This is a genomic window from Winslowiella toletana, from assembly GCF_017875465.1.
GTDB classification, from domain to species: Bacteria; Pseudomonadota; Gammaproteobacteria; order Enterobacterales; family Enterobacteriaceae; genus Erwinia; species Erwinia toletana.
Genome location: NZ_JAGGMQ010000001.1, coordinates 4,701,486 through 4,726,447, shown reverse-complemented (window position 1 = coordinate 4,726,447; position 24,962 = coordinate 4,701,486). Strand labels below are relative to the sequence as shown.

General features: G+C 55.3%; 23 protein-coding genes. 7 read left to right on the top strand and 16 right to left on the bottom strand.

The window, feature by feature from the left end; all coding sequences use genetic code 11:
* Positions 1 to 103 precede the first annotated feature (103 nt).
* A complete protein-coding gene (gene cho / locus J2125_RS22165; protein WP_017802117.1) occupies positions 104 to 973 on the top strand; it encodes an excinuclease Cho in 870 nt (289 codons plus the stop codon).
* Positions 974 to 1,058: 85 nt separating this feature from the next.
* Here the strand turns inward: cho and spy are convergent, their stop codons facing one another.
* From spy to J2125_RS22135, 6 genes are all read right to left on the bottom strand, one after another.
* Entirely contained in the window at positions 1,059 to 1,556 is a 498-nt protein-coding gene (spy, locus tag J2125_RS22160; protein ID WP_026111837.1) for an ATP-independent periplasmic protein-refolding chaperone Spy, read from the bottom strand.
* A gap of 301 nt (positions 1,557 to 1,857) precedes the next feature.
* A complete protein-coding gene (gene astE / locus J2125_RS22155) occupies positions 1,858 to 2,853 on the bottom strand; it encodes a succinylglutamate desuccinylase (protein WP_017802115.1) in 996 nt (331 codons plus the stop codon).
* Between the two features lie 82 nt (positions 2,854 to 2,935).
* On the bottom strand, positions 2,936 to 4,264 hold the full coding sequence (astB, locus tag J2125_RS22150) for an N-succinylarginine dihydrolase (RefSeq protein WP_017802114.1): 1,329 nt from the start codon (positions 4,262 to 4,264) through the stop codon (positions 2,936 to 2,938).
* A complete protein-coding gene (gene astD / locus J2125_RS22145) occupies positions 4,261 to 5,730 on the bottom strand; it encodes a succinylglutamate-semialdehyde dehydrogenase (protein ID WP_017802113.1) in 1,470 nt (489 codons plus the stop codon). The genes astB and astD overlap by 4 nt, the downstream gene beginning before the upstream one ends.
* The gene (astA, locus tag J2125_RS22140) at positions 5,727 to 6,764 is read right to left on the bottom strand and encodes an arginine N-succinyltransferase (protein WP_017802112.1); all 1,038 of its coding nucleotides are present in this window, start codon (positions 6,762 to 6,764) and stop codon (positions 5,727 to 5,729) included. Before astA ends, astD begins: the two co-directional genes overlap by 4 nt.
* A complete protein-coding gene (locus tag J2125_RS22135; RefSeq protein ID WP_017802111.1) occupies positions 6,761 to 7,981 on the bottom strand; it encodes an aspartate aminotransferase family protein in 1,221 nt (406 codons plus the stop codon). Before J2125_RS22135 ends, astA begins: the two co-directional genes overlap by 4 nt.
* 511 nt (positions 7,982 to 8,492) lie before the next feature.
* On the opposite strand from J2125_RS22135, the gene J2125_RS22130 reads away from it, so the two are divergent.
* The 4 genes from J2125_RS22130 (at position 8,493) to J2125_RS22115 (ending at position 12,717) form a co-directional block, all read left to right on the top strand.
* The gene (locus tag J2125_RS22130) at positions 8,493 to 9,914 is read left to right on the top strand and encodes a cytochrome ubiquinol oxidase subunit I (protein ID WP_017802110.1); all 1,422 of its coding nucleotides are present in this window, start codon (positions 8,493 to 8,495) and stop codon (positions 9,912 to 9,914) included.
* Positions 9,914 to 10,924 (top strand): cytochrome d ubiquinol oxidase subunit II, encoded by a 1,011-nt coding sequence (gene cydB / locus J2125_RS22125; RefSeq protein WP_017802109.1) that lies wholly within the window; start codon positions 9,914 to 9,916, stop codon positions 10,922 to 10,924. Before J2125_RS22130 ends, cydB begins: the two co-directional genes overlap by 1 nt.
* A 10-nt stretch (positions 10,925 to 10,934) precedes the next feature.
* A complete protein-coding gene (locus J2125_RS22120; RefSeq protein WP_017802108.1) occupies positions 10,935 to 11,096 on the top strand; it encodes a DUF2474 domain-containing protein in 162 nt (53 codons plus the stop codon).
* Between the two features lie 547 nt (positions 11,097 to 11,643).
* Positions 11,644 to 12,717: a porin OmpC gene (locus tag J2125_RS22115; RefSeq protein WP_017802106.1), complete on the top strand. Its 1,074-nt coding sequence runs from the start codon at positions 11,644 to 11,646 to the stop codon at positions 12,715 to 12,717.
* Between the two features lie 99 nt (positions 12,718 to 12,816).
* On the opposite strand, the gene J2125_RS22110 is transcribed toward J2125_RS22115, so the two are convergent.
* From J2125_RS22110 to J2125_RS22100, 3 genes are all read right to left on the bottom strand, one after another.
* Positions 12,817 to 13,722: a bestrophin family protein gene (locus tag J2125_RS22110; RefSeq protein ID WP_017802105.1), complete on the bottom strand. Its 906-nt coding sequence runs from the start codon at positions 13,720 to 13,722 to the stop codon at positions 12,817 to 12,819.
* Between the two features lie 118 nt (positions 13,723 to 13,840).
* Entirely contained in the window at positions 13,841 to 14,761 is a 921-nt protein-coding gene (locus tag J2125_RS22105) for a bifunctional helix-turn-helix transcriptional regulator/GNAT family N-acetyltransferase (RefSeq protein WP_017802104.1), read from the bottom strand.
* A gap of 105 nt (positions 14,762 to 14,866) precedes the next feature.
* On the bottom strand, positions 14,867 to 16,306 hold the full coding sequence (locus J2125_RS22100; protein WP_017802103.1) for a YchO/YchP family invasin: 1,440 nt from the start codon (positions 16,304 to 16,306) through the stop codon (positions 14,867 to 14,869).
* Positions 16,307 to 16,525: 219 nt separating this feature from the next.
* On the opposite strand from J2125_RS22100, the gene J2125_RS22095 reads away from it, so the two are divergent.
* The gene (locus J2125_RS22095) at positions 16,526 to 17,071 is read left to right on the top strand and encodes a YbhB/YbcL family Raf kinase inhibitor-like protein (RefSeq protein WP_017802102.1); all 546 of its coding nucleotides are present in this window, start codon (positions 16,526 to 16,528) and stop codon (positions 17,069 to 17,071) included.
* Here the strand turns inward: J2125_RS22095 and J2125_RS22090 are convergent, their stop codons facing one another.
* The 6 genes from J2125_RS22090 to J2125_RS22065 form a co-directional block, all read right to left on the bottom strand.
* Positions 17,072 to 17,872, bottom strand: a complete 801-nt coding sequence (locus tag J2125_RS22090; RefSeq protein WP_017802101.1) for a glucose 1-dehydrogenase — start codon at positions 17,870 to 17,872, stop codon at positions 17,072 to 17,074.
* A 25-nt stretch (positions 17,873 to 17,897) separates the two neighbouring features.
* On the bottom strand, positions 17,898 to 18,941 hold the full coding sequence (locus J2125_RS22085) for an ABC transporter permease (protein ID WP_026111836.1): 1,044 nt from the start codon (positions 18,939 to 18,941) through the stop codon (positions 17,898 to 17,900).
* Between the two features lie 19 nt (positions 18,942 to 18,960).
* Entirely contained in the window at positions 18,961 to 20,499 is a 1,539-nt protein-coding gene (locus J2125_RS22080; protein WP_017802099.1) for a sugar ABC transporter ATP-binding protein, read from the bottom strand.
* 10 nt (positions 20,500 to 20,509) lie between these two features.
* Positions 20,510 to 21,121 carry a DUF2291 family protein gene (locus tag J2125_RS22075; protein ID WP_017802098.1) on the bottom strand — a complete coding sequence of 204 codons (612 nt, stop codon included), beginning with the start codon at positions 21,119 to 21,121 and terminating at the stop codon, positions 20,510 to 20,512.
* A 52-nt stretch (positions 21,122 to 21,173) separates the two neighbouring features.
* Positions 21,174 to 22,109 (bottom strand): D-ribose ABC transporter substrate-binding protein, encoded by a 936-nt coding sequence (locus tag J2125_RS22070; RefSeq protein WP_017802097.1) that lies wholly within the window; start codon positions 22,107 to 22,109, stop codon positions 21,174 to 21,176.
* A gap of 118 nt (positions 22,110 to 22,227) precedes the next feature.
* A complete protein-coding gene (locus J2125_RS22065) occupies positions 22,228 to 23,025 on the bottom strand; it encodes a GolD/DthD family dehydrogenase (RefSeq protein ID WP_017802096.1) in 798 nt (265 codons plus the stop codon).
* 359 nt (positions 23,026 to 23,384) lie between these two features.
* On the opposite strand from J2125_RS22065, the gene J2125_RS22060 reads away from it, so the two are divergent.
* Complete coding sequence (locus tag J2125_RS22060; protein ID WP_017802094.1) at positions 23,385 to 24,176, top strand: DeoR/GlpR family DNA-binding transcription regulator; 792 nt, start codon at positions 23,385 to 23,387, stop codon at positions 24,174 to 24,176.
* On the opposite strand, the gene cobA is transcribed toward J2125_RS22060, so the two are convergent.
* Positions 24,119 to 24,955, bottom strand: a complete 837-nt coding sequence (gene cobA / locus J2125_RS22055) for a uroporphyrinogen-III C-methyltransferase (protein WP_017802093.1) — start codon at positions 24,953 to 24,955, stop codon at positions 24,119 to 24,121. The two genes, J2125_RS22060 and cobA, sit on opposite strands and share 58 nt — an antisense overlap.
* Positions 24,956 to 24,962: the final 7 nt, after the last annotated feature.

Sequence of the window (24,962 nt, the reverse complement as noted above, 5' to 3'; positions counted from 1 at the left end):
TTGTGCAATTCATCGACACGGTGGGCGATAACGCCGCCCCTACAGACTATGATAGATTTTGTAGGGGCGGCGTTATCGCCGACCGATGTAAGCGGAGTCTCCAGTGGTAAGACGTGTTGTCACCCATCGCCTTGAATTTGAACCGGCGGCCATCTATCAATATCCCGAGCATCTGCGCGCCTGGCTGGATGAGCTACCTAATCTGCCGGGCGTCTATCTGTTTCATGGCGAAAGTGAACTGATGCCGCTGTATATCGGCAAAAGCATCAATATTCGCAGCCGTGTTATGTCCCACTTCCGCAATGCGGATGCGGCGAAAATGCTGCGCCAGGCGCGGCGAATTAGCTGGATCACTACCGCCGGAGAGCTTGGCGCCCTGCTGCTGGAAGCGCAGATGATTAAAACCCGCCAGCCGCTGTTTAATAAACGGCTGCGCAAAAATCGTCAGCTCTGTTCGCTGCAACTGAATGGCGATAAACCGACCGTGGTCTATGCCAAAGAACTGGATTTCTCCCGCTCACCCAATTTATTTGGTCTGTATGCCAGCCGTTATGCGGCGCTGGAAACCTTAAAGAAGGTGGCTGACGAGCAGCGGCTCTGTTATGGCCTGTTAGGACTGGAAAGCCTCAGTAAAGGGCGTGGCTGCTTTCGCGCCAGTCTCGGGCGCTGTGCCGGGGCCTGCTGCGGTAAAGAGAGTGTGGCGGAGCATCAGCAGCGTCTGCTGAGCGCGCTGGAACAGGTGCGGGTAATGTGCTGGCCATGGCCGGGCGCGGTCGGACTGGTGGAGCAAGGCGTCGCAGAAACCCAGATCCATATAATCGATCACTGGTTTTATCTCGGCTCCGTCAGCGATATCCGCGAAGCCAGCGCGCTGAATGCCACACCGCAGGGATTTGATCAGGATGGCTATAAAATTCTCTGTCGCCCGCTGCTGAGCGGCGACTATACCATTATTCCGCTGACAGAAACGTAAAACCGCCGGTGTTGACCACGGCCTGACAGGCAATGTGGGCAACACCGGCGGTCTCAAATTTTAACCACGTTTAATGCAGGATGGCTTACTCAGCCGGTGCATCTGGTGGTGGCAACATCTTACCTTTCTGCTGCGGCTTTTCCGTCAGACGTTTCTCAAAATTAGCGTTGTACTGCTTTTTCTGTTCAGGTGTCAGCACGTTATACAGCTTGTTCTGAGTTTCCATCATCGCCAGCGCTCGCTCTTTGGCGTCAGCGGTCATGGTAGCCGCCTGGGCTTCCGCTTTGCTCTTATCGAAACTGTCTGCGGCAATAATCGCATGGCTGGCACGACGCTCTTCCAGCGAAGGGCGTTTAAAATCTTTATGTGACTCATGCATAATGCTGCGCATTTTCTCTTTCTGCGCGTCGGTCAGGTTCAGACCTTTAAACATATCGTGCATACCACGATGCATCGGTGGCTTGTGCATCGGTTTTTCTGCGCCTGCTGGCGGTGGCGTCAGGTTGTCAGCCGCAGCATGAACGATATTAGCTGCACCCAGGGCCAGAGTTGTTGCAATAAAAAGGGATGTTAATTTACGCATAATATTGTCCTTACTTTTCAGTTTCATGACGACAGCCTGTGTCGCGAGTTCGAAATCAAGTGTAGAGCGCTGAACGTCAAGTACTCAGAGCGTTGGTAAAGCCCTGAAAGCATAAAAGACAGGAAAGGAACAATCATGAAGAGAATAAGAAGAATAAGGTGAGGAATTGCTAACGAATATGAATTTACCGCGGTTTTAGCAGAAATTATGGAGGAGTGTAACGCTTCAGGCAGGGTTTGGGAAAGATTATGTCAGCGCCAGTGGCATGGTTTCGGGCGCACCGCGCGCCCGGTAAAAACCATCAGCAGCTTAAGGCTTCGTTATGGGCGTTATCTTCCACCAGCATCAGACCGGCGCGCAAACCGCTGGCGACGTTCGGATTCGGGAACAGCACATACTCACGAGCCTGCTGCACAAAATAGCGCTTCTCGCCATCTTCCGCCAGCAGCGTGCCCTGCGGAAAGGCGGTAAAGTTAAGCGTCTCGGCGCTCATATGCAGTTTAAACGCCGGCGACAGACGGGTGATTTGCTGCGAAACCCGATAACGACGCGGCGCTTCACCGCTCTGCGGCAGCGGCTCACCAGACAGCAATGCTGCCAGCGCCTGTTTAGCGGCGGCAAACTGCGACAGATCGTTGGCGCCAAACGGCTGCGCTTTGCCTAACTCCAGCGTACAGCTGGCGGCATTAAAGTGTTCACAACTGTAGTGGGTAAAGGTGCCGCCCGGCGCGCGATGGAACACCAGCGCTTCCAGTCCGGCGGCGCCCAGCCACTGCATAAACGCGTCCGGCCACTCGCGCGGGTTTAACGGCAATACGCCGAAACGCGGATGGTATGAACCACGAATCGCCGTATGCAGATCGATATGCCAGCACACTTCCAGATTATCGCCCGCCTGCCAGAAGGTCTCCATCGCCTGTTCCAGACGCCAGGCGCGTCGGGCTTCCGGACAGTCTTCATACTGCTGCCAGCGACCGCCGAACATCCGGTTAATATCACAACGCAGATAACGTTTGTTTTGACGCAGCGCCGCCGGATTGCCGAGGATCACCAGCAGACGCGGCACCAGCGCTTTTTCGCCGCGCAGCAGCTGCGTCAGTAGCTGATTCAGGATCTCAACCGGCGCGGTTTCATTGCCATGCAGACCGGCGGACACCACGATCGCCTGCTGCGTAGCCTGATGCGGTGTGAACTCGATAATACCTTCATCCCACCACGACCAGCGCAGATGGGCATTCTCGCCTGATAGTTGTTGCGGAGTTTCACCTGACAGCGTTTGCTGTAAAAAATCCTGCATTAGTTCTCCTTTGTATTATTCTGACTCCCTGATAAACAGGGCGTTACGCGGCAACGTCAGCGCCCTGAGCTTTCATCCATGGTTACTTTTGAAAATCGTACACATTGCCTAAGTCTAGCAGCTTCGTCAGCTGATCGAGCGCTTCGCGCCCTTCGCTTAGCAATTGTGGATCGGCGAGGTCATCGGCAGAGAGACGGTCGCGGTAGTAGCGATCTACCCACTGATTGAGCGTGGCGAACAGATGATCATTCATCATCACCGCCGGATTCACCGCGGCCTGCTCCTGCGCAGTAAGCACCACACGCAAGCGTAAACAGGCCGGGCCACCACCGTTACACATACTCTCGCGCAAGTCGAACACTTTCATCTCGCGGATCGGCCCGCCACTCGCCACTAATTCATTCAGATAGCGCCAGACACCCGGATGCTGACGCGCCTCTTCCGGCAGCACCAGCAGCATCTCACCCGGGCTACGGCTCAGCAGCTGGCTGTTAAACAGATAGGTGCTGACCGCATCACTGACCGACACGCGATGATCCGGTACTTCGATGGCGCAAAAACCGCTAACCCGCTGTTGCAGCTGCGCCAGCAGTTGTGGCTGATGCAGAAAAGCGTGCTGATGACAGAACAGCACCTGCTGATTACTGACCGCAATCACATCGTTATGAAACACGCCCTGGTCAATCACCGCCGGATTCTGCTGAGCAAACAGCGTGCTGCTGGCCGGTAACTGATGCAGACGCGCCACCGCCTCGCTGGCTTCACGGGTCTGCCGCGCCGGATAGCGCGCCGGGATCAGGCCGCTGCTGGCCTCTTCACGACCATAGACAAACAGCTGCACGCCGGGATCGCCATACTCAGCGCCAAGGCGGTTATGGTTGGCCGCTCCTTCATCGCCAAACAGCGCGACCTGCGGTAACGCCGGATGCACGGAGAAATAATCCGCATCGCGAAAAATAGCGCTCAGCAATCCCTCGGTGGTGGGCGCTTCCATCGCCCGGTGAAATTTATTATTCAGATTGGCGACGGTGAAATGCACGCGGCGATCGCCGCTGTCCGCCGAGGGCGAGACGGTGGCGGCATTCGCTACCCACATCGCCGAAGCGGAACTCACCGCCAACAGCAATTTTGGCGCCTGCTTAGCCGCCTTTGCCAGCACCTGCGCATCACTGCCGCTAAAACCCAGCTGACGCAGCGCGGCGATATTGGGCCGCTCATGCGGCGGGATCACTCCTTGCGCAAAGCCGAGATCCGCCAGTGCTTTCATCTTCAGCAACCCCTGTTTTGCCGCCAGTCTGGGATTGGACTGCTGATGCTGATTACGCGTCGAGGCTTCATTACCAAACGACAGCCCGGCGTAGTGATGGGTTAAACCCACCAGACCATCAAAATTGACTTCACGGGCGGTCATTTCTGCTCTCCTGTTGCGCTAAAATCCAGTCCCGGTGACAGAGTGGCGGGCAGGGTTAACTGCGGACTCTCCAGCGACGCCATCGGCCATGCGCAGTAATCCGCCGCATACCAGGCGCTGGCGCGATGGTTGCCGGAGGCGCCAATACCGCCAAACGGCGCGCTACTGGAAGCGCCGGTCAGCGGTTTATTCCAGTTAACGATCCCGGCGCGCGCTTCAATCAGCAGCCGGTCAAATTTGCTCCGGTCAGGCGAGATCAAACCACATGAGAGACCGTAACGTGTGCTATTAGCCAGATAAATCGCATGGTCGTAATCGTCGTAGCGGATCACCGCCAGCAACGGCCCGAATACCTCTTCATCTGGCAGATTTTTCAGGTTAGTGACATCAATAATCCCCGGCGTCAGGATGGCGCTGTCGCGTTGCGGCCACTGCATCGCCAGCAGCACCTTGCCACCTGCATCCACGCGCGCCTGCCATTCGTGATAAATACGCTCTGCCGCCTGCGGCGAGATCACGCTGCCCATAAACGGCTGCATCTCATCATCCCAGCGTCCGACACGCAGCCGCCCGGCCACCGCCGCCAGACGCGCCAGGAAGGCATCGCCACTGGCGCCGCGTTTAACCAGCAGGCGGCGCGCACAGGTACAGCGCTGTCCGGCAGTAATAAACGCCGACTGAACAGCAATATGCACTGCCGCATCAATATCATCCGGATCTTCGACAATCAGCGCGTTATTCCCGCCCATTTCCAGCGCCAGCATTTTTTCCGGTTGTCCGGCGAACTGGCGATGCAGCTGGTAGCCGGTACTGGCGCTGCCGGTAAACAGCAGGCCATCAACCTGTTTATCCTGCGCCAGCGCCTGGCCGGTATCGCGCCCGCCCTGTAACAGATTCAGCACGCCGCCCGGCACTCCCGCGCTGTGCCACAAACGCACGGTTTTCTCCGCAGTCAGCGGCGTCAGTTCACTGGGTTTGAACACCACGGTATTCCCTGCCAGCAGCGCCGGCACAATATGGCCGTTCGGCAAATGCCCGGGGAAATTATAGGGGCCAAACACCGCCATCACGCCGTGCGGCCGGTGACGTAAGGCACTTTCGCCCTCCTGCTGCTCGCCGGTGCGGGCATGATAAGCTTTCACCGAGATCGCCACTTTATTGATCATCGCCTGCACTTCGGTCTGCGCTTCCCAACGTGGTTTACCGGTTTCGCGGGCGATAGTGGCCGTCAGATCGTCTTTATGCTGCTCCAGCAGCGCGGCGAATTTCTCAGTAATCGCCTGACGTTCAGCAAACGGACGACGCGCCCAGCCGGGGAAAGCTGCACGCGCCGCTTCGCAGGCGGCAACCACCTGTCCGGCGCTGGCGGTTTTCCCCTGCCACAGCTGAACACCGTCAACCGGATCACATTTAGTGACATTGTCACCGCTACCGGTGATCCATTGACCATTAATACAGTGCGTCATGCTTTTCTCTCCTCGGTAAACAGTTTCACCACCCGCAGACTGTCGCCCGGCTGACACGCCATCACTGCGGCCACTTCAGGGTTAATGGTGATGGCGTCGCATTTCGGATCGGCGCGCAGCAACAGCACGCGGAAACGGCGGTAATCGTTGTTGGCCACCAGACACAGCGGCAGCGTCTCGTTAGCTGGCGCATCACTGATAGCGACCGTCAGCAGGCGGCTTTTACGAATCGCGCGCACCCGATCGATATCGCACTCCAGCGTCGGACCGCCGTCAAAAATATCGACATAGTTCTGATAGCGAAAGCCTTCCGCTTCCAGTACCGCGCGCGCCGGGGCGGTTTGCGGATGCACCTGACCAATCACCGCCTGCGCTTCCGGCGACAGATAATCGATATACAGCGGATGTTTCGGCATCAGCTCGGCAATAAAGGATTTCTGCCCGGTGCCACTGAGAAAATCAGCATCCGCAAAGGCCATCGAAAAGAAGCGACTGCCGACACTGTCCCAGAAAGGAGAACGCCCGTTTTCATCGCTGACGCCGCGCATCTCAGCCACCACTTTATCCATAAAACGATCGCGAAATTCCGCCATAAACAGAAAGCGTGATTTCGACAGCAGATAGCCATTTTTCCCGTCGCGATAATCCGCATCGAGAAACAGCGTACAGAGTTCGCTGCTACCGGTATGGTCATTGCTCAGGGACAGCGTCGGCAGATTGTTATAGACATTCAGCTCTTTCGACGCATGCACCTGGGTGCCGACGCGAAAGTTATACCAGGGATCCTGCAGACCCACAGCAACCTCAATGGCGCAAATGCCCACCGCCCGGTTGCTGTCGCTGTCAGCCAGCACAAAGACATATCCCTGTTCCGCACGCGGCAATGCATCCTGCCAGGTTTGGATTGAGCGTTCGATCCGCGCCGACAGCGTATCGCTGTCGGCAGGCAACGAGGTCAGACCGCCACCGGTTTTACCCGCCAGCGCCAGCAGTTGCGGCAAATCGTCGCGCTCAACGGGACGAATAACCATCATACCCCTGCTCCTTTCACAACCACTTCGCAGGCACGCTCAAAGCGCGCCAGACCCAGCTTCACTTCCTGTTCGCTGATCACCAGTGACGGCGCAAAACGCACCACGCTGGCGCCAGCGATCAGCACCATCACCCCCAGTTCGGCGGCGGCGAGGTTAAACTGTCTGGCTTTACCGCTGTAATCCTCGTTCAACACACAGCCAATCAGCAGGCCTAAGCCACGGATCTCTTTAAACAGATGCAGGCGCTGATTAATCGCATTCAGGCCATCGATAAACCAGCGGTGACGCAGACCCACGCCATCCATCACATCCGGGCGATTAATCAGTTCGATGACTTTCCCCGCCACTGCCCCGGCCAGCGGATTACCGCCATAGGTCGTGCCGTGGGTACCGACACCCATTACAGCCGCCAGTTTTTCCGTGGTCAGCATCGCGCCGATCGGAAAACCGCCGCCCAGCGCTTTAGCAGTGGAGAGCACATCCGGCGTGACGCCATAGTGCATATAGGCATACAGCGAACCGGTACGGCCCACGCCGGTCTGCACTTCATCAAAAATCAGCAGCGCGTGATGCTTATCGCAGAGTTCACGCAGCCCGCGTAAAAAGGCCGGTTCTGCTGGCAACACGCCGCCTTCGCCCTGAATCGGTTCGACAATCACCGCACAGGTATCATCATTAATCAGCGCCGCGGCGGAGGCTAAATTGTTAAACTCCGCATGGCTGATCGCTTCCGGTAACGGAGCAAAATCGCGGGAGTAAGCTGGCTGACCGCCCGCCGTCACGGTAAACAGCGTGCGGCCATGGAAGGCATTATTAAACGCCACAATACCGCTCTTCTGGCTGCCGAAATGATCATGGGCATATTTACGCGCCAGCTTCAGCGCCGCCTCATTAGCTTCCGCACCGGAGTTACAGAAGAACACCCGCTCGGCAAAGGTGGCGTCAATCAGCTGCTTCGCCAGACGTAAAATCGGCTCGTTGGTATAACCGTTACCGGTATGCCACAGGCGTGCCGCCTGCTGTTGTAACGCCAGCTGTAATTCAGGATGAGCGTGGCCAAGCGCGTTCACTGCGATGCCACCAGCAAAATCGATATAATCTTTATTGTTTTGATCCCACAGCGTAGACCCCTCGGCTTTGACCGGTACAAAGCTGGCAGGTGCATAGGTTGGCACCATCCACTGATCAAAATTCTCACGTGATACTGACTGTTGCATAGCGGCCTCACTGCTCACCCTAAGTGAACGAAAAGTTTAAAAAATGTTAATAAAATAACTCACCACGGCTCTACTGTAATTTGCACGCATCGTGCCAGCCAGCGCTAAAAATGCATAAAATGATTGAGAGAACCCAATATCAATAAGTTACGTCAATGTCATATGCAGTGTTAACGCATAAAAAGTGAATAACAATCCGAAAGCAGGCCACTGGCGGAACATAAAAAAGCAGAATTATGCATTAGCAAAATTAAATATGGCTTTTGTGATCGATGATGGGATTTGGTTGTATTAAGAAGCAGTTACTGCACATTTCTGGCGCATTGCGCACCAGAGAAGTGCACCTGAACAGCAATCTGTTATAGCTTTAATTCAAATAACTGTGTCTGTTATCATTCCTTGCGCCATGTTTAACTGAAAGCTCTTCTACACTTGTAGTGACTGAACGCTGCTGGTTCAGCCCCTTCTTTCTGCTTTTTGGCAGCAATGCAATGACACTAATGAGGTGCCTATGTTCGGTTTAGACGCATTCGAACTGGCAAGGATACAATTCGCTTTTACCGTCTCTTTCCATATTATTTTTCCGGCGATCACTATCGGGCTGGCCAGCTTCCTGATGGTGCTGGAAGCCTTATGGCTGAAGACCAAAGACGATACCTGGCGCGATCTGTATCATTTCTGGCTCAAAATATTTGCCGTTAACTTCGGTATGGGGGTGGTTTCCGGACTGGTGATGGCCTATCAGTTCGGCACTAACTGGAGTGGTTTTTCCGCTTTTGCCGGCAGCATTGCCGGCCCGCTATTAACCTATGAGGTACTGACTGCTTTCTTCCTTGAAGCAGGCTTCCTTGGCGTCATGATGTTTGGCTGGAACCGGGTGGGACCGGGGCTGCACTTCTTCTCTACCTGTATGGTGGCGCTCGGCACCCTGATGTCGACCTTCTGGATTCTGGCGTCGAACAGCTTTATGCATACGCCGCAGGGCTATGAGATTGTCAATAATCAGCTGATCCCGGTCGACTGGCTGAAAGTAGTGTTTAACCCCTCCTTCCCTTATCGCCTGCTGCATATGGCTACCGCCGCTTTCCTTGCCAGCACCTTTTTTGTCGGCGCCTCAGGAGCGTGGCATCTGCTGCGCGGCAATAAAAGTCCGGCGGTAAAACGCATGTTTTCCATGGCGATGTGGATGGCGCTGATCGTGGCGCCGATTCAGGCCGGTATCGGGGATGCCCATGGCTTAAACACCCTGAAATACCAGCCAGCGAAAATCGCCGCAATTGAAGGTCACTGGGAGAATAAAAACAGCGATCCAACCCCGCTGATTCTGTTTGGCTGGCCGGATATGCAGGCGGAACAGACGAAATATGCGCTTGAAGTGCCATACCTCGGCAGCCTGATTCTGACCCACAGCCTCGACAAACAGATACCGGCGCTGAAAAGCTTCCCGCCGGAGGATCGGCCAAATTCCACTGTGGTCTTCTGGTCGTTCCGCATTATGGTGGCGCTGGGACTACTGATGATCACCGCCGGTGTCTGGAGTCTGTGGCTGCGCTTGCGTCACCGTCTGTACGATCAGCGCTGGTTCCACCGCTTTGTGCTGCTGATGGGGCCGTCCGGTCTGCTGGCGATTCTGGCTGGCTGGTTTACCACCGAAATTGGCCGCCAGCCGTGGGTGGTGTATGGCCTGCTGCGCACCCGCGATGCGGTATCGGCCCATGGCGCGTTACAAATGTCGGTCAGTCTGCTGGCTTTCGTGCTGGTGTATGGCTCGGTATTTGGCGTTGGTCTGATCTATCTGCTGAAGCTGGTGGCGCGCGGCCCACAACCTTATGAAGAACATGCGCCGGAAGGCGGACCTGGCACGCCGCGCACGCCTGCGCGTCCGCTGTCCGCCGCCGATGATGCTTTTGATCAACCACAGAGGAAACAGTAATGGGTATCGATCTTGCTCTGATTTGGTTCATCATCATCGTGTTCAGCATCCTGATGTATGTGGTGATGGATGGTTTCGACCTCGGTATCGGCCTGCTCTATCCGTTAGTGCCGGACACGGAGGATCGCGATGTGATGATGAACACCGTCGCGCCGGTATGGGATGGCAATGAAACCTGGCTGGTAATGGGTGGCGCCGGACTGTTTGGCGCCTTTCCCCTCGCCTATGCGGTGATCCTCGATGCGCTGACCATTCCGCTGACCATTATGCTGATCGGGCTGATATTTCGCGGCGTTGCCTTTGAATTTCGTTTTAAGGCGACACCCGCACACCGCCCGTTTTGGGATAAGTCATTTATCGGCGGCTCCTTTGTGGCGACTTTTGCGCAAGGCGTGGTGCTCGGCGCTTTCCTGAATGGCTTTCCGGTGGCGGGACGCACATGGAGCGGCTCGGCGTTTGACTGGCTGACCCCTTTCAGTCTGTTCTGCGGGCTGGGATTAGTGGTCGCCTATGCGCTGCTGGGGTGCAGCTGGCTGATTATTAAAACGGAAGGTGAGCTGCTGTTACGGATGCGTAAGCTGGCCCGTCCGTTGCTGCTGGCGCTGCTGGTGATTCTGGCGATTGTCAGCGCCTGGACACCACTGTCACACACTGCAATTGCCGAACGTTGGTTTAGCTTCCCTAATCTGTTCTTTTTCCTGCCGGTACCGGTCCTGGTGCTGCTGGTCTCATGGGGATTGTGGCGCAGCGCGTGGAACCGCGACGCCCATTATTCGCCATTTATGCTGACGCTGGGGTTAGTGTTCCTCGGATTCAGCGGACTGGGCATCAGCATCTGGCCGAACCTGATCCCGCCGGATATCACTTTCCGCGCCGCCTCCTCACCGCCACAAAGCCAGGGTTTTATGCTGGTTGGCGCGCTGTTTATCATCCCACTTATTCTGGTCTATACCCTGTGGAGTTACTATGTGTTCCGCGGCAAGGTTAAACCAGAACACGGTTATCACTGAGGAACTGACTATGCAATTTATCCAGCGGATGACGCAGAAGAACCTGAAACAGCCGTGGTGGAAGAGAGTGTACTGGATGCTGATTATCTGGTTCGGCAGTGTACTGGCGCTGTTTATTATCGCCAGCCTGTTTCGCGCATTAATGAGCGCCGCCGGTTTAAAACTTCATTAATCTTAATCATACCTGCCAGCAGCGGTGAGGATTTCACCGCTGCTTTATTTATTACCTTGCATTGATAATTAGCACACTACTGACACCCCGCTGTATTATCCCCTCTGATATCAATTCTGTAATGTTAATTCTCTGCTGCACAATTTTATATTTCAGACAAGAAACATTTGTAACTGTAGAAATGAAAATAAAGCTTCAATTCGCGCGAATCTTTTTTGTTACTGAACATAAGATGTGAACTATTTGCAAAATTCGCAAAGTTAAATGCCAGCTAAACGAAAAAGCAAAAACGAACAACATTTAAACAATAACCTTCTGTTAACAGTAGGTTATCGCGTTACCTGATGATCTAATGAGGAAATAGCCATAATAAGAAAAAATGATAAACACATGAAAAAAACGTGTTTAACCATCGTTATTATTGATAAATGCTATATTTTTACATTTTGTAACACTTATGTTCTTATTGTAAATTTATTATTTGTGACATTTTCATGTTGGTCGCAAAAGCGCGTCACAAATAAAAATAATTTACAGGATACTTTTTATGATGAAGCATAACGTAATTGCAGTGGTAGTCCCTCTGCTGCTGGGGCTCGGTAGTGCGCAGGCGGCAGAGATTTATAACAAGGACGGTAATAAGCTGGCGCTGGATGGTAAAATTAACGCTGGCCATGTGTTTACCAAAGACGATAACAGCGATGGCGACTCCACCTATATCCGTTTAGGGTTTAAAGGCGAGACGCAAATCACCGACCAGCTGACTGGCTATGGCCGCTGGCAGTACCAGTTCCAGGGCAACAATTCCGAGAGTGATGCGGATGCGCAGAGCGGCAACAAAACCCGTTTAGGCTTTGCAGGTCTGAAATATGGCAACCTGGGCTCATTCGATTACGGCCGCAACTACGGTCTGATCTATGACGCGCTGGCCTCCACCGATATGCTGCCAAAATTTGGTGGCGACTCCGGCTACACTGACGCCTTCCTCGCCGGTCGCTCCACGGGCGTAGCCACTTACCGTAACAGCGGCTTCTTTGGTCTGGTTGATGGCCTGGATATCGGCCTGCAGTATCAGGGTAAAAACGATCGTGGCACCGATACTAACGGTATTCGCCGCTCGAACGGTGATGGTTATGCGCTCTCTGCGGCTTACAACCTTGACCTCGGCCTGTCATTTACCGGTGCTTTCGCCAGTCTTGACCGCACTGAAGGCCAGAACGCGGCTTCGCGCGGTGAAGGCGAGCGCGCGCAGTCATGGGCAACCTCGGTTAAGTACGATGCTAACCAGGTTTACCTGGCGACCATGTATGGCGAAACGCTGAATGCCACCCCAATCAGCGGTGGCTACGCCAACAAAGCGCAGAACTTCGAAGCCGTGGCCCAGTACCAGTTCCTGAACGGTCTGCGTCCGTCTCTGGCCTATGTGTCATCAAAAGCCAAAGATGTTGAAGAGATCGGCAGTGTCGACCTGTTTAAATACGTTGCAGTAGGCACCTACTACTACTTCAATAAAAACATGGTGTTCTACGCAGAATACAAAATTAACCTGCTGGATAGCGATAACGCCCTCGGCCTGGCTAACGATGATGTCACCGGTGTTGGCCTGACTTACCAGTTCTGAGTTAATTCCCTCTCATTGGTTGCGGTTCTGTTGTGTCGACAAACCGCAAATAAAAAAGGGCAGCGTGTAAACGCTGCCCTTTTCTTTTGCCGTCAGCCCTCAGGTTACACGGAACTGCGCATCCGGACGGATGGCATCCGGCAACAGCGTTTCGTTATTCATCTCGCGCAGATTGATCTCAATATTGGTGCACATGGCATCCATCGGCAGATGGTTACTGGCATAGCCAAACGGCGTCTCCAGCTCTTCCGCCAGCGTATCCAGCGACAGGAAGGTATAGGCGATAAAGACCGATACCAGCGGCGTCATATAGTGCAGGTCCGGCACCAGTGCAAACGGCAGCAGCGTACAGAACAGATATACCGTGCGATGCAGCAGCAGGCCATAAGCAAAGGGCACCGGCATACTCGCCAGCCGCTCACAGCCGCCCAGCACCTGGGTCAGCTGATTCAGACTCTGGTCCATACTGACATACACCATATCGGACACATTGCCCCGCCGGCGCTGCTCAGCCAGCCATTGCGACAGCTGTAACTCGATAAAATTGGTCGGTGCGCGGCGTTGCAGCACAATCTCTGCTTCACTGCCGAGATAGCGAGTCAGATCTTCGCGCGCATCGCTGCCGCGCAGCTGGTGCTTCATGCTGTAACAAAACGCCATCAGCAAGGTGGTGACGCGTGGCACTTCATGGGGACAGATTGCCAGCGCCTGACGCTGAATGGTGCGACAGGCAATCAGCAAGCCGCCCCATAACTGGCGCGCTTCGGTAAAACGGGCATAGCAAACGCTGTTACGAAAACCAAGAAAGATAGCAATCGACACCCCGAGCAGACTAAAAGGCGCCAGCGTTAACTTCACGCCCAGCGACTCATACCAGCCAAGGCAGAAGATGGCGATAACGGACATCGCCAGATTAAGAGCGAGACGAAACAGAATGCCGGGCAGCACCGAGCCGTGCCAGGCAAACAGGCGGATAAACCAGTGACGATGGGGGCGGATGATCATGATGTGCAGGTGGTTGTAATTTTCGCCGATTGTGGCAAAAAGCCATGCCGCTGGAAAGGACTATTTTGTGATATCAGTCACATTTTTATGGCGACAGGTTATAGCGCATTTGTTGACTTCACAGATCGCGGATCCATAGCTGATCCACCAGGTCCTTACCGAAGCGGTGCCGCGCTTGCTCTTCTGTCAGCCTGAAGCCAGTCTGCTGATAAATTTTCGCGGCCGCAATCAGTATGCTGTAAGTCGACAGCACCATTTTTTTATAGCCGGCTTGGCGGGCAAAGGTCAGCGCTTCTTCCACCAGTCGATGGCCGATCCCCAGTCCGCGCGCGCTGGCATCAACATACAACACCCGCAGACGCGCGGTGTCATCATCCTCACGCACCACAAAAACCGAGCCGACCAGCTTGCCGGCTTTTTCAGCAATCCAGCAGCGCGCTTTACCGGGTACAAATTCCCGCAGATATTTCGCCACAATCTCCGCCACCCTCGCTTCAAATTCGCTACTCCAGCCATACTCCGTGGCATACAGCAGCGCATTATGATGCACCACCATCCCCAGATCGCCAGGCTGCGGATCGCGCAAAATATATCCCGGCGCCGGACTGCCAAGCAGCCCCTCAATCTGGTTCATCGCATTGGTCAGCTGCTGTTGCTGCGTGGCGGAAAGCGGCTCCAGCATCGCCATCAGCTGCTGCTGCGCCAGCGCGTTAAGCAACTCAATGCGTGTCAGTCCCTTATCTGTCAGTTGCAGCTGCAACACGCGGGCATCTTCGGTTGAACGGGTTTTGGTGATCAGTCGCTGGTTTTCGAGACCAGAAATCACCCGACTCAGATAGCCAATATTCAGGCTCAGCTGGCGGCAGATAGCGGACGTGGTCAGCTGAGGATGCATCAGCAGTTCATGCAGCACCCGCACTTCAGTCAGTGAGAATTCGCTGCTAAGCAGTTGCTGGTTAAGCTTATCGATCTGACGGCTATAGAAGCGGTTAAACTGGCGCACCAACTCTGCACGCTCAGACAGCGTCTTGTCGGTCATAGCTGCTCTCTCTGTTGCCAGCGTTAAACAAGCAAATTTACCTGTTTAATATAGGCGCAGAAAGATCACGCGGTTGTGATATGGCTGGCAACTGCGTGGTGCAGATTACGGCGCCATCAGATCGTAGCTCGTGTTACCGGCACTCTGTAGCGTCATCGGCGGTGACAATTTCAGGGTGATCCAGTTGGAGGTGACGCGCTGCTGCTTGCTGTCTTCCAGCGTGACCGACAGCCGGTACTCATTGCTGGCGCCAGCTGAACTGTCCCACTGCGGCATAATAATTGACCAGCCCTGCGGGTCGCTGTTATTGGCTGGTGGCGTCAGGCTGAGCGCCTGCGTATCGCCCTGCCAGCTGACGCGGGTAATATCGTTGCTGGCGCGAATCTGTAATTTCAGCGGCAGAGTTTCGCCGCTCTGTAACTGCCATGGCGGCGTGGCAAGGAACACTCCCAGCGTTTTACGCTGCCGGAACTCCAGCACCGGGGTGTTATTTCGTTCCACCACATCATAACGACTGCCACTCAGCGAGCGCGCGGCAGCGACATTGTCTGCCGACAACTGCTGGCTCAGCGCCACGCCAATGCGGTAATTAACCTTCATGCCAAACTGATCCTGCGACTCGCCGCCCTCGCCCTCTTTATGCGCAGCGGTAAAGCTCAGCAGCGGCACCGGGGTGTAATTGACACCCACTTTAACCGCCACCGGATTACGGTAACTGCTGCCGCTGTTGAACAGGTCAATATTATCACCAAGATACTGCTCATAAGTCAGGGAGACCCCAAGCTGGCGGTAAAATGGCAGATAGCCCTGGGTGGTGATGTCATAGCCACGCGCCAGCCGCATCTGTGAACTGCTGCTGCGATTGCGCCAGCCGGAAAGCGGATGGTAGTAATTGGCGGAGAAATGCAGGAAGTCGCCCCACGCCTCGGTGCCGACGCCAGCGCGCTGCATACCGCTGTCAAACTGGCGATCAACAAAAGTGTTATAACCCAGCATCCAGTCACCGGCAAACCAGCGCTGACCGAGACCAAGATTGCCCACCGCACCCTCATCGGTTTGCGACACGCCAAGCTGGGTAAAGGTCAGGTACTGATATTTATCCTGCCACGGCGTCAGCAACTGGGCGCTGCTGCCATCGAGGTTGCCGTCCATATCCACCTGCAATGACAGGTTGGCGGTGCCATATGGCGAAAGCAGGCTCTGCCCGCGGTCAACCACTCGCTCCGCCACTTCATCACGAAAATGGTTAAACGCCCACTGCCCGGCCTGCTTGCCCAGCGGATCGTCATTGCCGCTGTCCATACTGGCCTCGCCAATATCTTTGGCCACCGTCGCCAGATTTTTGGCAAAGCTGTCATTGCTGGCGCTGGCATTACCCAGGTCAGGCAGACTGCTTTGCAGCTGGCTAAAACGCGCAGGATTTTCAAAGGGATAGTCGGGAACTTGCGTGTTGGTTTGCAGAGCGTAAGCGCCGGGCACGGTGAGTCCGATGCCACTGAGCATCAGTACCACGGGGATTGTCTGTTTGCGCTGCAGTAATGCCATTACACCTACCGTTTAGCTGTCGGGTTCACCAATTTATGACCGATCTCACGGACTTGACATAAAAAAGTAGACTTCAGCTTAACATACTGTTCGGCGTATTTCGAAAAATCGCTACTCTGCGGCCAGCGGAAAAGATAATCAGCATAACTAAAATGCGTATGGCAACTTATTGAATTATCGACCAGACTTTAGCCAGTTTCTCACTTAAGAGGATTGACCATGAAGAAAACGCTACTCTGCGCCAGCCTGCTGCTGGCCACCGCCAGCGCGGGTGCTGAGCAGGTCTTCAGCCTGAGCTCGCCGGACTTTTCTGATAATGCGCTGCTGGCGCAACAATTTGCCGGCGCCACGCCAGGCAATGCCAGCTGCACCGGCAAAAACGTCTCACCGGCGCTTAGCTGGAGCAGTGCGCCGCAGGGCACCAAAAGTTTCGCGTTACTGGTGTTTGATCCGGAAGGCGCCAAAGGTCTTGGCGTGTCGCATCTGGTGGCCTATAACATTCCCGCTGAGCGCAGCAGCTTTGCACAGGGTGAGCTTACCGCGGGCACCGGCTATACCGGCGGTAAAAACACCCCGGGGAATGACCGCTACCATGGCCCCTGTCCACCGGCAGGCAGCGGCGCACACCACTATGTGTTTACGCTGATTGCCACCGACCTGCCCGCCAGCGGCTTGCAACATGGTTTAACCCGCGAAGCGTTGCTGGCAAAACTTAAAGGCCACGCCCTCGGCGCGGCCGGGATTATTGGTCGTTACAGTAACTGATCACGACATAATTAATCCGCCATCGACATTGATGGTCTGTCCGGTGATATAGCGCGCGTCATCGGACGCCAGAAACGCCACCAGCCCGGCGACATCGCGCGGCTGCCCGGCGCGTTTTAGCGGGATACCCTCAACCCACTCCGCCATCAGTTCGCCTTTGCCGTAACGTTTGCTGTCGTTGCTGAGAATCTCCCCCCATACACGGTCGTTATAGTCCCACATCTCACTTTCGATAATTCCCGGGCAGAAGGCATTGACGGTGATATGCCAGGGCGCCAGCTCATGGGCCAGGCTCTGGGTAATGCCGATCACCCCCATTTTGCTGGCTGCGTAGTGTGGCGTATAGATAAAGCCCTGACGCCCCTGGCCGGAAGAGGTATTGATCAGGCTGCCGCTCTGCTGCTTCACCATATATTTCGCCGCTTCGCGGCAGCAGAGCCAGACGCCGGTAGTATTCACCGCGAGGATGCGCTCGAAATCGGCTTTTGGCATAGTGTCGTAAGTTGCAATGGTGATCACCCCGGCATTCTGAATCGAAACATCGATGCTGCCGAACTTCTCTGCCGCCTGCTGATACAGCGCCTGCACCTGCGCTTCATCGGTCACATCAACCTGTAGCGCCAGAATCTCCGCGCCATACTGCGCGCGCAGTTTTTCTGCCGTCGCCTGCACCCGCTCACCATCATTAGAAACCATTACCAGCCGGGCGCCATCCCCGGCAAAACGCTCTGCAATCCCGGCGCCAATGCCACGGCAGGCACCGGTGATCACCACCGTTTTCCCGCTAAAATCACGCTTCATATTCTGCTCCTGTTGAGGGTGGCCATCACGCTGCCTGCTGTTTAATTTCATGGCGACGCATTAACACCACCTTACTTTGTAAACGCTGCTGGAACTGGTCGATCACCACTGCGGTGACAATCACCAGGCCTTTAATCACCATCTGCCAGAAGTCACTGACGCCCATCATCACCATGCCGTCGGCAAGAAAAACGATAACAAAGGCGCCAATAATCGAGCCGGAAACCCGGCCACGTCCGCCCGCCAGCGCGGTGCCGCCCAGCACCGTGGCGCCGATGGCGTCCATCTCGAACATATTGCCGGTCATCGGATGGGCGGTTTGCAGCTGTGAGGCCACCACCAGCCCGACCAGCGCGGCGCACAGCCCGGAGAAGCCATATACAAACACTTTCACTTTGATAATCGGCACACCGGCGAGGCGCGCGGCGGATTCATTGCCGCCAGTGGCGTAGATATAGCGCCCCAGCGGGGTTTTACGCGTCAGATACAGACCCAGCAGCAGAAATCCCAGCATCAGCCAGATGGGGATATAGACGCCGAATACCGTGCCGGAACCGAGAATCGCAAAACCGGTATTGCCCAGTGCATCAAGGCCGACCAGGTTGGCATAGGTGCTGCCGTCGTTAAACAGCAGCGCCGCGCCACGCGCCACATACATCATGCCGAGCGTACAGATAAAGGGTGCGACGCCCAGGCGGGTGATCACCGCGCCATTGACCAGGCCAATCAGTACACCGAACACCGCCACCAGCAGGATCACCTCGGGCACATTAAGGAACAGAATATTGCCGCCCCACAGCGGAATGCCGTTGGTCAGCAGAGCGCCCGCCACCATGCCGCAAATCCCCGCCACCGCCCCGACCGACAGATCGATACCGCCGGTGAGGATCACCAGCGTCATGCCGATGGCCAGCAGGCCGGTAATCGCCACGTGTTGCGTCATAATCAGCAGGTTTGAGGTGGTAAGAAAGTTCGGCACCATAATGCTAAAGAAACCAATCACGATTAACAGGGCGATAAAGGTGCGCGCTTTAAGTAAGTACATGTAAAGCAGGTATTTCTGGTTCATCTTATTATCCTCAGCGCGGTCAGTCATGCGGCGTTGACGCCGCTATCAGCATTTCGCGCGTCGCCTCGGCGCGCGGTAAATCGGCGGTGATCCTGCCATCGGCCATCACTAAAATGCGGTCGGCCAGCGCCATCACTTCATCCAGTTCGGAAGAGGAGAACATCACCGCCAGCCCCTGATGCGCCATCGAACCAATCAGGTGGTAAACATCGGTTTTTGCCCCGACATCGATGCCGCGTGTCGGCTCATCCAGCAGCACCACTTCCGGCCCGGTCATTAATGCCTTACCCAGCACCACTTTCTGCTGATTGCCGCCGCTCAGGGACGTGATCGGCAACTCGACATCACTGACTTTGATCGCCAGTCGCTGGATCATATCGCTGACCCGGCTCTGCTCTTTGCCGGGCCGCAGCAGCGCCAGTGCGCGATAAAATGCGCGCAGGCTGACATCGGAGAGGGTCATATTGGTTTTGATCGACATCAGCTGGATCACCCCTTCGCCCTGACGATCTTCCGGCACCAGCGCAATACCGCGCTTAAGCCGCTGCTGAAAATTGTATTTCGCCAGCGACTGGCCATTCAGCGTGACGCTGCCGCTCTGACAGTGCATCAGGCCAATCACCCCTTTAAACAGCTCGGTACGTCCGGCGCCCAGCAGGCCATAAATGCCCAGCACTTCGCCTTTGCGCAGGGTAAATGAGACATCGTTCAGCTTGTAGCCGCCGTTCTGATGCAGCGCCGTCAGACCGCTGACCGCCAGCACCGTTTCGCCCTGGCTGGCCGGGGAGTAATCAAAATGCTTTTTCTTATCGCCAACCATCTGCTCGATAATCCACGGCACGCTGGCGTCGCGCACATCGCGCTCGCTGATAAAACGTCCATCGCGAAAAATGGTGATGTGATCGCCAATCTCCATCAGCTCTTCCAGCCGGTGTGAGATATAGATAATGGTGACGCCACGTCGCTTCAGCTGCGCAATCACGTTAAACAGCACTTTGACTTCCGACTGACTCAGCGCCGAAGTCGGCTCATCCATAATCAGTACCCGGGTATCTTTTGACAGCGCCCGCGCGATCTCCACCAGTTGCTGATGGCCGATACCCAGTTCGCCGAGCGAGGCATAGGGGTCGACATCCAGCTCCAGCCGCTCCAGCAGCGCTTTCGCCAGCTGATACTGATACTTCTCATTAATCCGTCCGCGCTGGAAAAACTCATTGCCGATAAAGATGTTGTCCATCACATTCATATTGGGAAACAGGTTCAGCTCCTGAAAAATAATGCTGATGCCATGTTTTTCCGCCTGCTGAGTGGAGTGCAGCTGGACAGGTTCGCCGTCGAGGAAAATCTGTCCGGAGGAGGGCGTTTCCACCCCGGCCAGCATTTTCATCATGGTGGATTTACCCGCGCCGTTCTCGCCGATCAGCACATTGACCTGATTGCGATAGACGCGGTAATTGACCTGGTCGAGAGCGATAACGCCGGGATAGATGCGCGACACATTCTGCGTCTCGATAATCACTTCCGCCGGTTGCGCCTGCTCGGTTTGCATCTGGGCCATCACTCACTCCTTACTGACGCGTTACCCGCGCCGGGGTAATATCCGGTACGGTCTGCGGAATATCCCAGCTGCTGAATACCCCCACCACTTCAAGCTTATCGCCCACTTTCGGTTGCAGCGTTTTCATCTGGTCGGAGGCCTGGTTATTGATCGCGCGGCCATAGTCGCCAAACAGCACCTGGTCGTTAAAATCCTGATAACTTGCGCCTTTATAAGCATCGCGCAGCGCCGTGCCGCGAATAATCGGCCCGATCTGTACTGGCGCACTGAGACCGCTGACATCTTTCACTGTCATCTTGCCGCTGCGCGAGGTGGTATTGACGTTCTCCACTGCGCCCTTTACCAGCACGGTAAACACACACGGATTCTCCGCCTGCGCGCGATAACCGAATGCCTGGCAGGCGCTGTCAAAATCCTTCGCCGCCGCCAGATCTTTCATCAGCGCATCAAGCGGTTTCGCCTCGCTGGCCAGTTGCGGAATGATTTTTTGCTGAAACACCTGATGAACATCCGCCATCTTCGGGTTCGGCGGATTTTTTAATGCGGCCAGCTCCTGCTGGGACACGATACGGCAGCCACCTAAGGCCAGTGCGGCAATCGTCAGCCAGACACTTCTGAACATCGTTACTCTCCTTTGCGCCCGCGAGGCGGGCGCGACAGCAATGGGTCACAGGTTACGACTTAAAGTTAAAGTCCTGAACCTTGCTGGCATTCTCCGGCGTAATCAGGATGCCGCGAAACATCACGCGCTGTTTCTCGGGTTTGGCGCCTTTCTGGATAAAGTTATCGAGGTCGGTCACACCCTGCGCGGCAATCGCCTGCGCCTGCAACATCACGGTAGCTTTCAGCGTGCCGGCTTTGACCGCTTCACGTTCGTCGTTGCTGCCATCGATACCCACCACCACCACATCGTCACGGCCAGCCGCTTTCAGCGCGGCAATCGCCCCCAGCGCCACCGGACCGTTACCACAGATCACCCCTTTCACATCCGGATGTGCCTGCAGAATACTGTCCATAATGCGTTTACCGTCAATCAGCGTCCCCTTAGCATCCTGGCGCGCCACGCTCTGCATATCGGCGTATTGATCCAGCACCTGGTGGAAGGATTTGGATCGCGTCACACAGTTGTTATCTGCGAGGTTACAAGTCAGCTCGGCATATTTGCCCTTCTCGCCCATCTTCTCGACAAACACGTTGGCGACATCGGAACCCGCCTGGAAGTTGTTATGGGTAATTTGCACCAGCGCCACATCGTCAACCGGGATTTCACGGTTGATCAGCACTACCGGGATACCGGCATCTTTGGCTTTTTTGATCGCCGCCACGCTGGCGGTGGAGTCAGCGTTATCCAGCACAATGCCCTGGACTTTTTTACCAATGGCAGCATCGATTAATTCGCTTTGCTTCTTCACATCTTCGCCATGCGAAAGCACCGAGGTTTTATACCCCAGCTCCTGCGCCTTCAGGTTGGCGCCTTTGGCTTCAGAGGCGTAATAAGGGTTATCCAGTGAGTTAACCATAATCATAATGGTGCCTTTCTCCGCGGCGAACAGCGCCGGGGAGAAACTACAAGCCGTGGCAACGGCTAACAGCAATAAACGCGTTTTCATGATGATGTTCTCTCTATTTGTTATATGCAGGGTAAAACGATGTTCTGGTGCTTACGCGGGCGGCGAGAATGCCGCCCCTACGGGTTTTGTAAGGGAGCCGTTCTCGGCTCCCTTTTGATTACCAAATGGTGAAACCGCCATCGATCATCAGATCGGCGCCGGTGATCATGTCACTGCCGTTGCTGGCGAAAAACAGCACCGCTGCGGCGATCTCGTCCGTAAAGGCGAAGCGGCCGAGTGGAATTAATTTTTTCATGGCTTCCCCCTTCTCACCGCGCCAGGCTTTTTCACCCATTGGCGTCAGCACTACGGTCGGTGACAGGGTGTTAACGTTGATTTTGTGCGGCGCAAACTCTTTCGCCATCACTTTGGTCATGCCCAGCAGCCCGGCTTTCGCTGAGGTGTAGGCCACATGGTTATCGATGGCGATGGAAGCCGCCTGTGAGGCGATATTGATGATTTTGCCGCCGCGACCGGCGGCAATCATCTGCCTGGCCGCCGCCTGCGAGCAGAGGAAGGGACCGGTCAGATTGACGGCAAGCTGTTTTTGCCACTCGGCAAACTCGGTCTCCAGTACCGGCTGTAACATTACATAGCCCGCGCAGTTCAGCAGAATATCCAGATGACCATAGTGGGCGACCACCTGACGGAAAGCGTCCTCCACCGAAGCGGGATCGGTGACGTCGCAGGAAACAAACAGCACGCGGGCGGTATCGAATTGTGCGGCGATTTCCGCCACTTTATCCTGCTCAAATGCCGGATAGAGCAGTGCAAGGCTGGCGCCCTTCGCCAGCAGCATCTGATTACTGGCCATCGCAATGCCGCCGAGGCCACCGGTGACCACCGCCACTTTTCCGCTCAAATCAAGATTGATATCCACGCCGTAACGCAGACTGACATCGTATTCACTACTCATCCCGGCTCTCCTTATGCTCTGGCACTACTGACGAAACGGCTCTATTGATTTTCGAATAAAAATATACGCTATCGATTGTTAATGGTTTGTGGCGCAGATCATAGTTCAAATAAAAACCACAACTGCTGTTAAACCACTGATTTATTAGCATAGTGATAATTCCAAAAACAGACCATATGGAAAAATAAGCGTGAAAAGCGTGATAAATCAATCGCATTTCATCCATAACATTTTCGAACGAAAGCGTTATGTGCATTAAAGCCATCTCGCTTTAACTCACCAGCGGCGTTAATATTTGCTGCAGTAATAGCGACTGAGCCGAGCCTGAGCGCGACAATCAGGAAAAGGGAGTATTTCGATTGAAAAGCAAAAGTGAACAGCTGGCTGATATGCAGCAACGCCGCGATAAGATCCTGGAGATGATTCGGGAGGACGGCACCGTCACGGTAAAAATGCTGACAGAGGCTTTTAACCTGACCGAAGCCACCATCCGCACCGATCTGCGCAGTCTGCAGCAGCAGGGGCATGTCCAGCGCTATCATGGCGGCGCCACCTTAATGACCGGCAGGCAGAATACCGGTGCGCTGCTGCTGGAACGCCAGACGCATCTGGAGGCGAAAGACGCCATTGGCCGGCTGGCGGCGCAACATATTGAGAATGGCGATACGGTGATTTTCGATTCCGGCACCACCACTACCGCAATCGCTAATCATATGAGCCATATTCGAAAGCTGTCGGTTATCACTACCGCAGTGAATATCGCGCTGAAGCTGGGCGGCGAGCCGGGGATCAATATCCTGCTTACCGGCGGCACCTTTAAATTCCCCACGCTCTCCACCTCAGGTGAAAAAGCCGCCGGATTTTTTGACAATGTGCTGGCCGGTAAACTGTTCCTCGCCACCGCCTGCATCTCACCGCGCCTCGGGCTGAGCTTCCCCAGCGAGACCGATATCAAAGTGAAAACCGCGATGATGAAATCAGCCAGCACCGTCTATGTGGTGGCCGATTCCAGTAAAATCGATAAGGTGTCGATGTTTGCCATGCCCTGCGACTGGAGCGATATCCACTATCTGATCACCGACAGCGGCATCTCTCAGCTGTCGATTAACGCGTTTGAAGCGCTGGGCGTCAAAGTACTGGTGGCGGAATAAGCGGGCCGGTACAGTGTCACCACCTCGCCGACAATCAGCAGACTCGGTGACTGCGGTAGCTGCTGTGCCACGCAGCTGGCCAGTTCGCTTAAGCGGGTGATAATGACTCGCTGATCGTGCCGGGTGCCGCGCTCAATAATCGCCACCGGCGTTTGCGCATCGCGACCATGAGCAATCAGCTGCTGGCTTAATGCTTCGCACCAGGTCAGTCCCATATAAAACACCAGCGTCTGACGCGGATCCTGTAAACTCTGCCAGTCCGGCTGCGGTTTGCCATCGCAGCCATGGCCGGTAATAAAACGCACCGACTGCGCCATCCCCCGATGAGTTAACGGAATGCCGCTGGCTGCGGCACAGCCCGTCGCCGCCGTGATCCCCGGCACCACATGGCAGCGTATACCCGCCTGCTGTACCCAGCGCATCTCTTCGCCGCCGCGCCCGAAGATAAAGGGATCGCCACCTTTTAAGCGAATCACCTGCTGACCGGCACGGGCTAAATCCACCAGCAGCTGATTAATCTGCGACTGTTTCATTCCGTGAAAGCCAGGGGTTTTGCCGACATCGATACACAGCGCACCGGCGGGCGCCAGCGCCAGAATCCCGGCGCTTACCAGCCGATCGTAGACCACCACCTGCGCCTGCTCGATCAGCCTGAGCGCTTTCACCGTCAGCAGTTCAACATCGCCGGGTCCGGCGCCCACCAGCCACACCGCGCCAGGCTGTTCGCCTTGCGCCGTACCACGCAGTAATTTATTCAGAGAAGAGAACGCCACTGTCATCAGATAC

Bases quoted from the DNA above. Each gene is read 5' to 3' on its own strand.
- spy (WP_026111837.1), bottom strand. From the start codon at position 1,556: ATGCGTAAATTAACATCCCTTTTTATTGCAACAACTCTGGCCCTGGGT.
- astE (WP_017802115.1), bottom strand. From the start codon at position 2,853: ATGCAGGATTTTTTACAGCAAACGCTGTCAGGTGAAACTCCGCAACAA.
- astB (WP_017802114.1), bottom strand. From the start codon at position 4,264: ATGACCGCCCGTGAAGTCAATTTTGATGGTCTGGTGGGTTTAACCCAT.
- astD (WP_017802113.1), bottom strand. From the start codon at position 5,730: ATGACGCACTGTATTAATGGTCAATGGATCACCGGTAGCGGTGACAAT.
- astA (WP_017802112.1), bottom strand. From the start codon at position 6,764: ATGATGGTTATTCGTCCCGTTGAGCGCGACGATTTGCCGCAACTGCTG.
- J2125_RS22135 (WP_017802111.1), bottom strand. From the start codon at position 7,981: ATGCAACAGTCAGTATCACGTGAGAATTTTGATCAGTGGATGGTGCCA.
- J2125_RS22130 (WP_017802110.1), top strand. From the start codon at position 8,493: ATGTTCGGTTTAGACGCATTCGAACTGGCAAGGATACAATTCGCTTTT.
- cydB (WP_017802109.1), top strand. From the start codon at position 9,914: ATGGGTATCGATCTTGCTCTGATTTGGTTCATCATCATCGTGTTCAGC.
- J2125_RS22120 (WP_017802108.1), top strand. From the start codon at position 10,935: ATGCAATTTATCCAGCGGATGACGCAGAAGAACCTGAAACAGCCGTGG.
- J2125_RS22115 (WP_017802106.1), top strand. From the start codon at position 11,644: ATGATGAAGCATAACGTAATTGCAGTGGTAGTCCCTCTGCTGCTGGGG.
- J2125_RS22110 (WP_017802105.1), bottom strand. From the start codon at position 13,722: ATGATCATCCGCCCCCATCGTCACTGGTTTATCCGCCTGTTTGCCTGG.
- J2125_RS22105 (WP_017802104.1), bottom strand. From the start codon at position 14,761: ATGACCGACAAGACGCTGTCTGAGCGTGCAGAGTTGGTGCGCCAGTTT.
- J2125_RS22100 (WP_017802103.1), bottom strand. From the start codon at position 16,306: ATGGCATTACTGCAGCGCAAACAGACAATCCCCGTGGTACTGATGCTC.
- J2125_RS22095 (WP_017802102.1), top strand. From the start codon at position 16,526: ATGAAGAAAACGCTACTCTGCGCCAGCCTGCTGCTGGCCACCGCCAGC.
- J2125_RS22090 (WP_017802101.1), bottom strand. From the start codon at position 17,872: ATGAAGCGTGATTTTAGCGGGAAAACGGTGGTGATCACCGGTGCCTGC.
- J2125_RS22085 (WP_026111836.1), bottom strand. From the start codon at position 18,941: ATGAACCAGAAATACCTGCTTTACATGTACTTACTTAAAGCGCGCACC.
- J2125_RS22080 (WP_017802099.1), bottom strand. From the start codon at position 20,499: ATGGCCCAGATGCAAACCGAGCAGGCGCAACCGGCGGAAGTGATTATC.
- J2125_RS22075 (WP_017802098.1), bottom strand. From the start codon at position 21,121: ATGTTCAGAAGTGTCTGGCTGACGATTGCCGCACTGGCCTTAGGTGGC.
- J2125_RS22070 (WP_017802097.1), bottom strand. From the start codon at position 22,109: ATGAAAACGCGTTTATTGCTGTTAGCCGTTGCCACGGCTTGTAGTTTC.
- J2125_RS22065 (WP_017802096.1), bottom strand. From the start codon at position 23,025: ATGAGTAGTGAATACGATGTCAGTCTGCGTTACGGCGTGGATATCAAT.
- cobA (WP_017802093.1), bottom strand. From the start codon at position 24,955: ATGACAGTGGCGTTCTCTTCTCTGAATAAATTACTGCGTGGTACGGCG.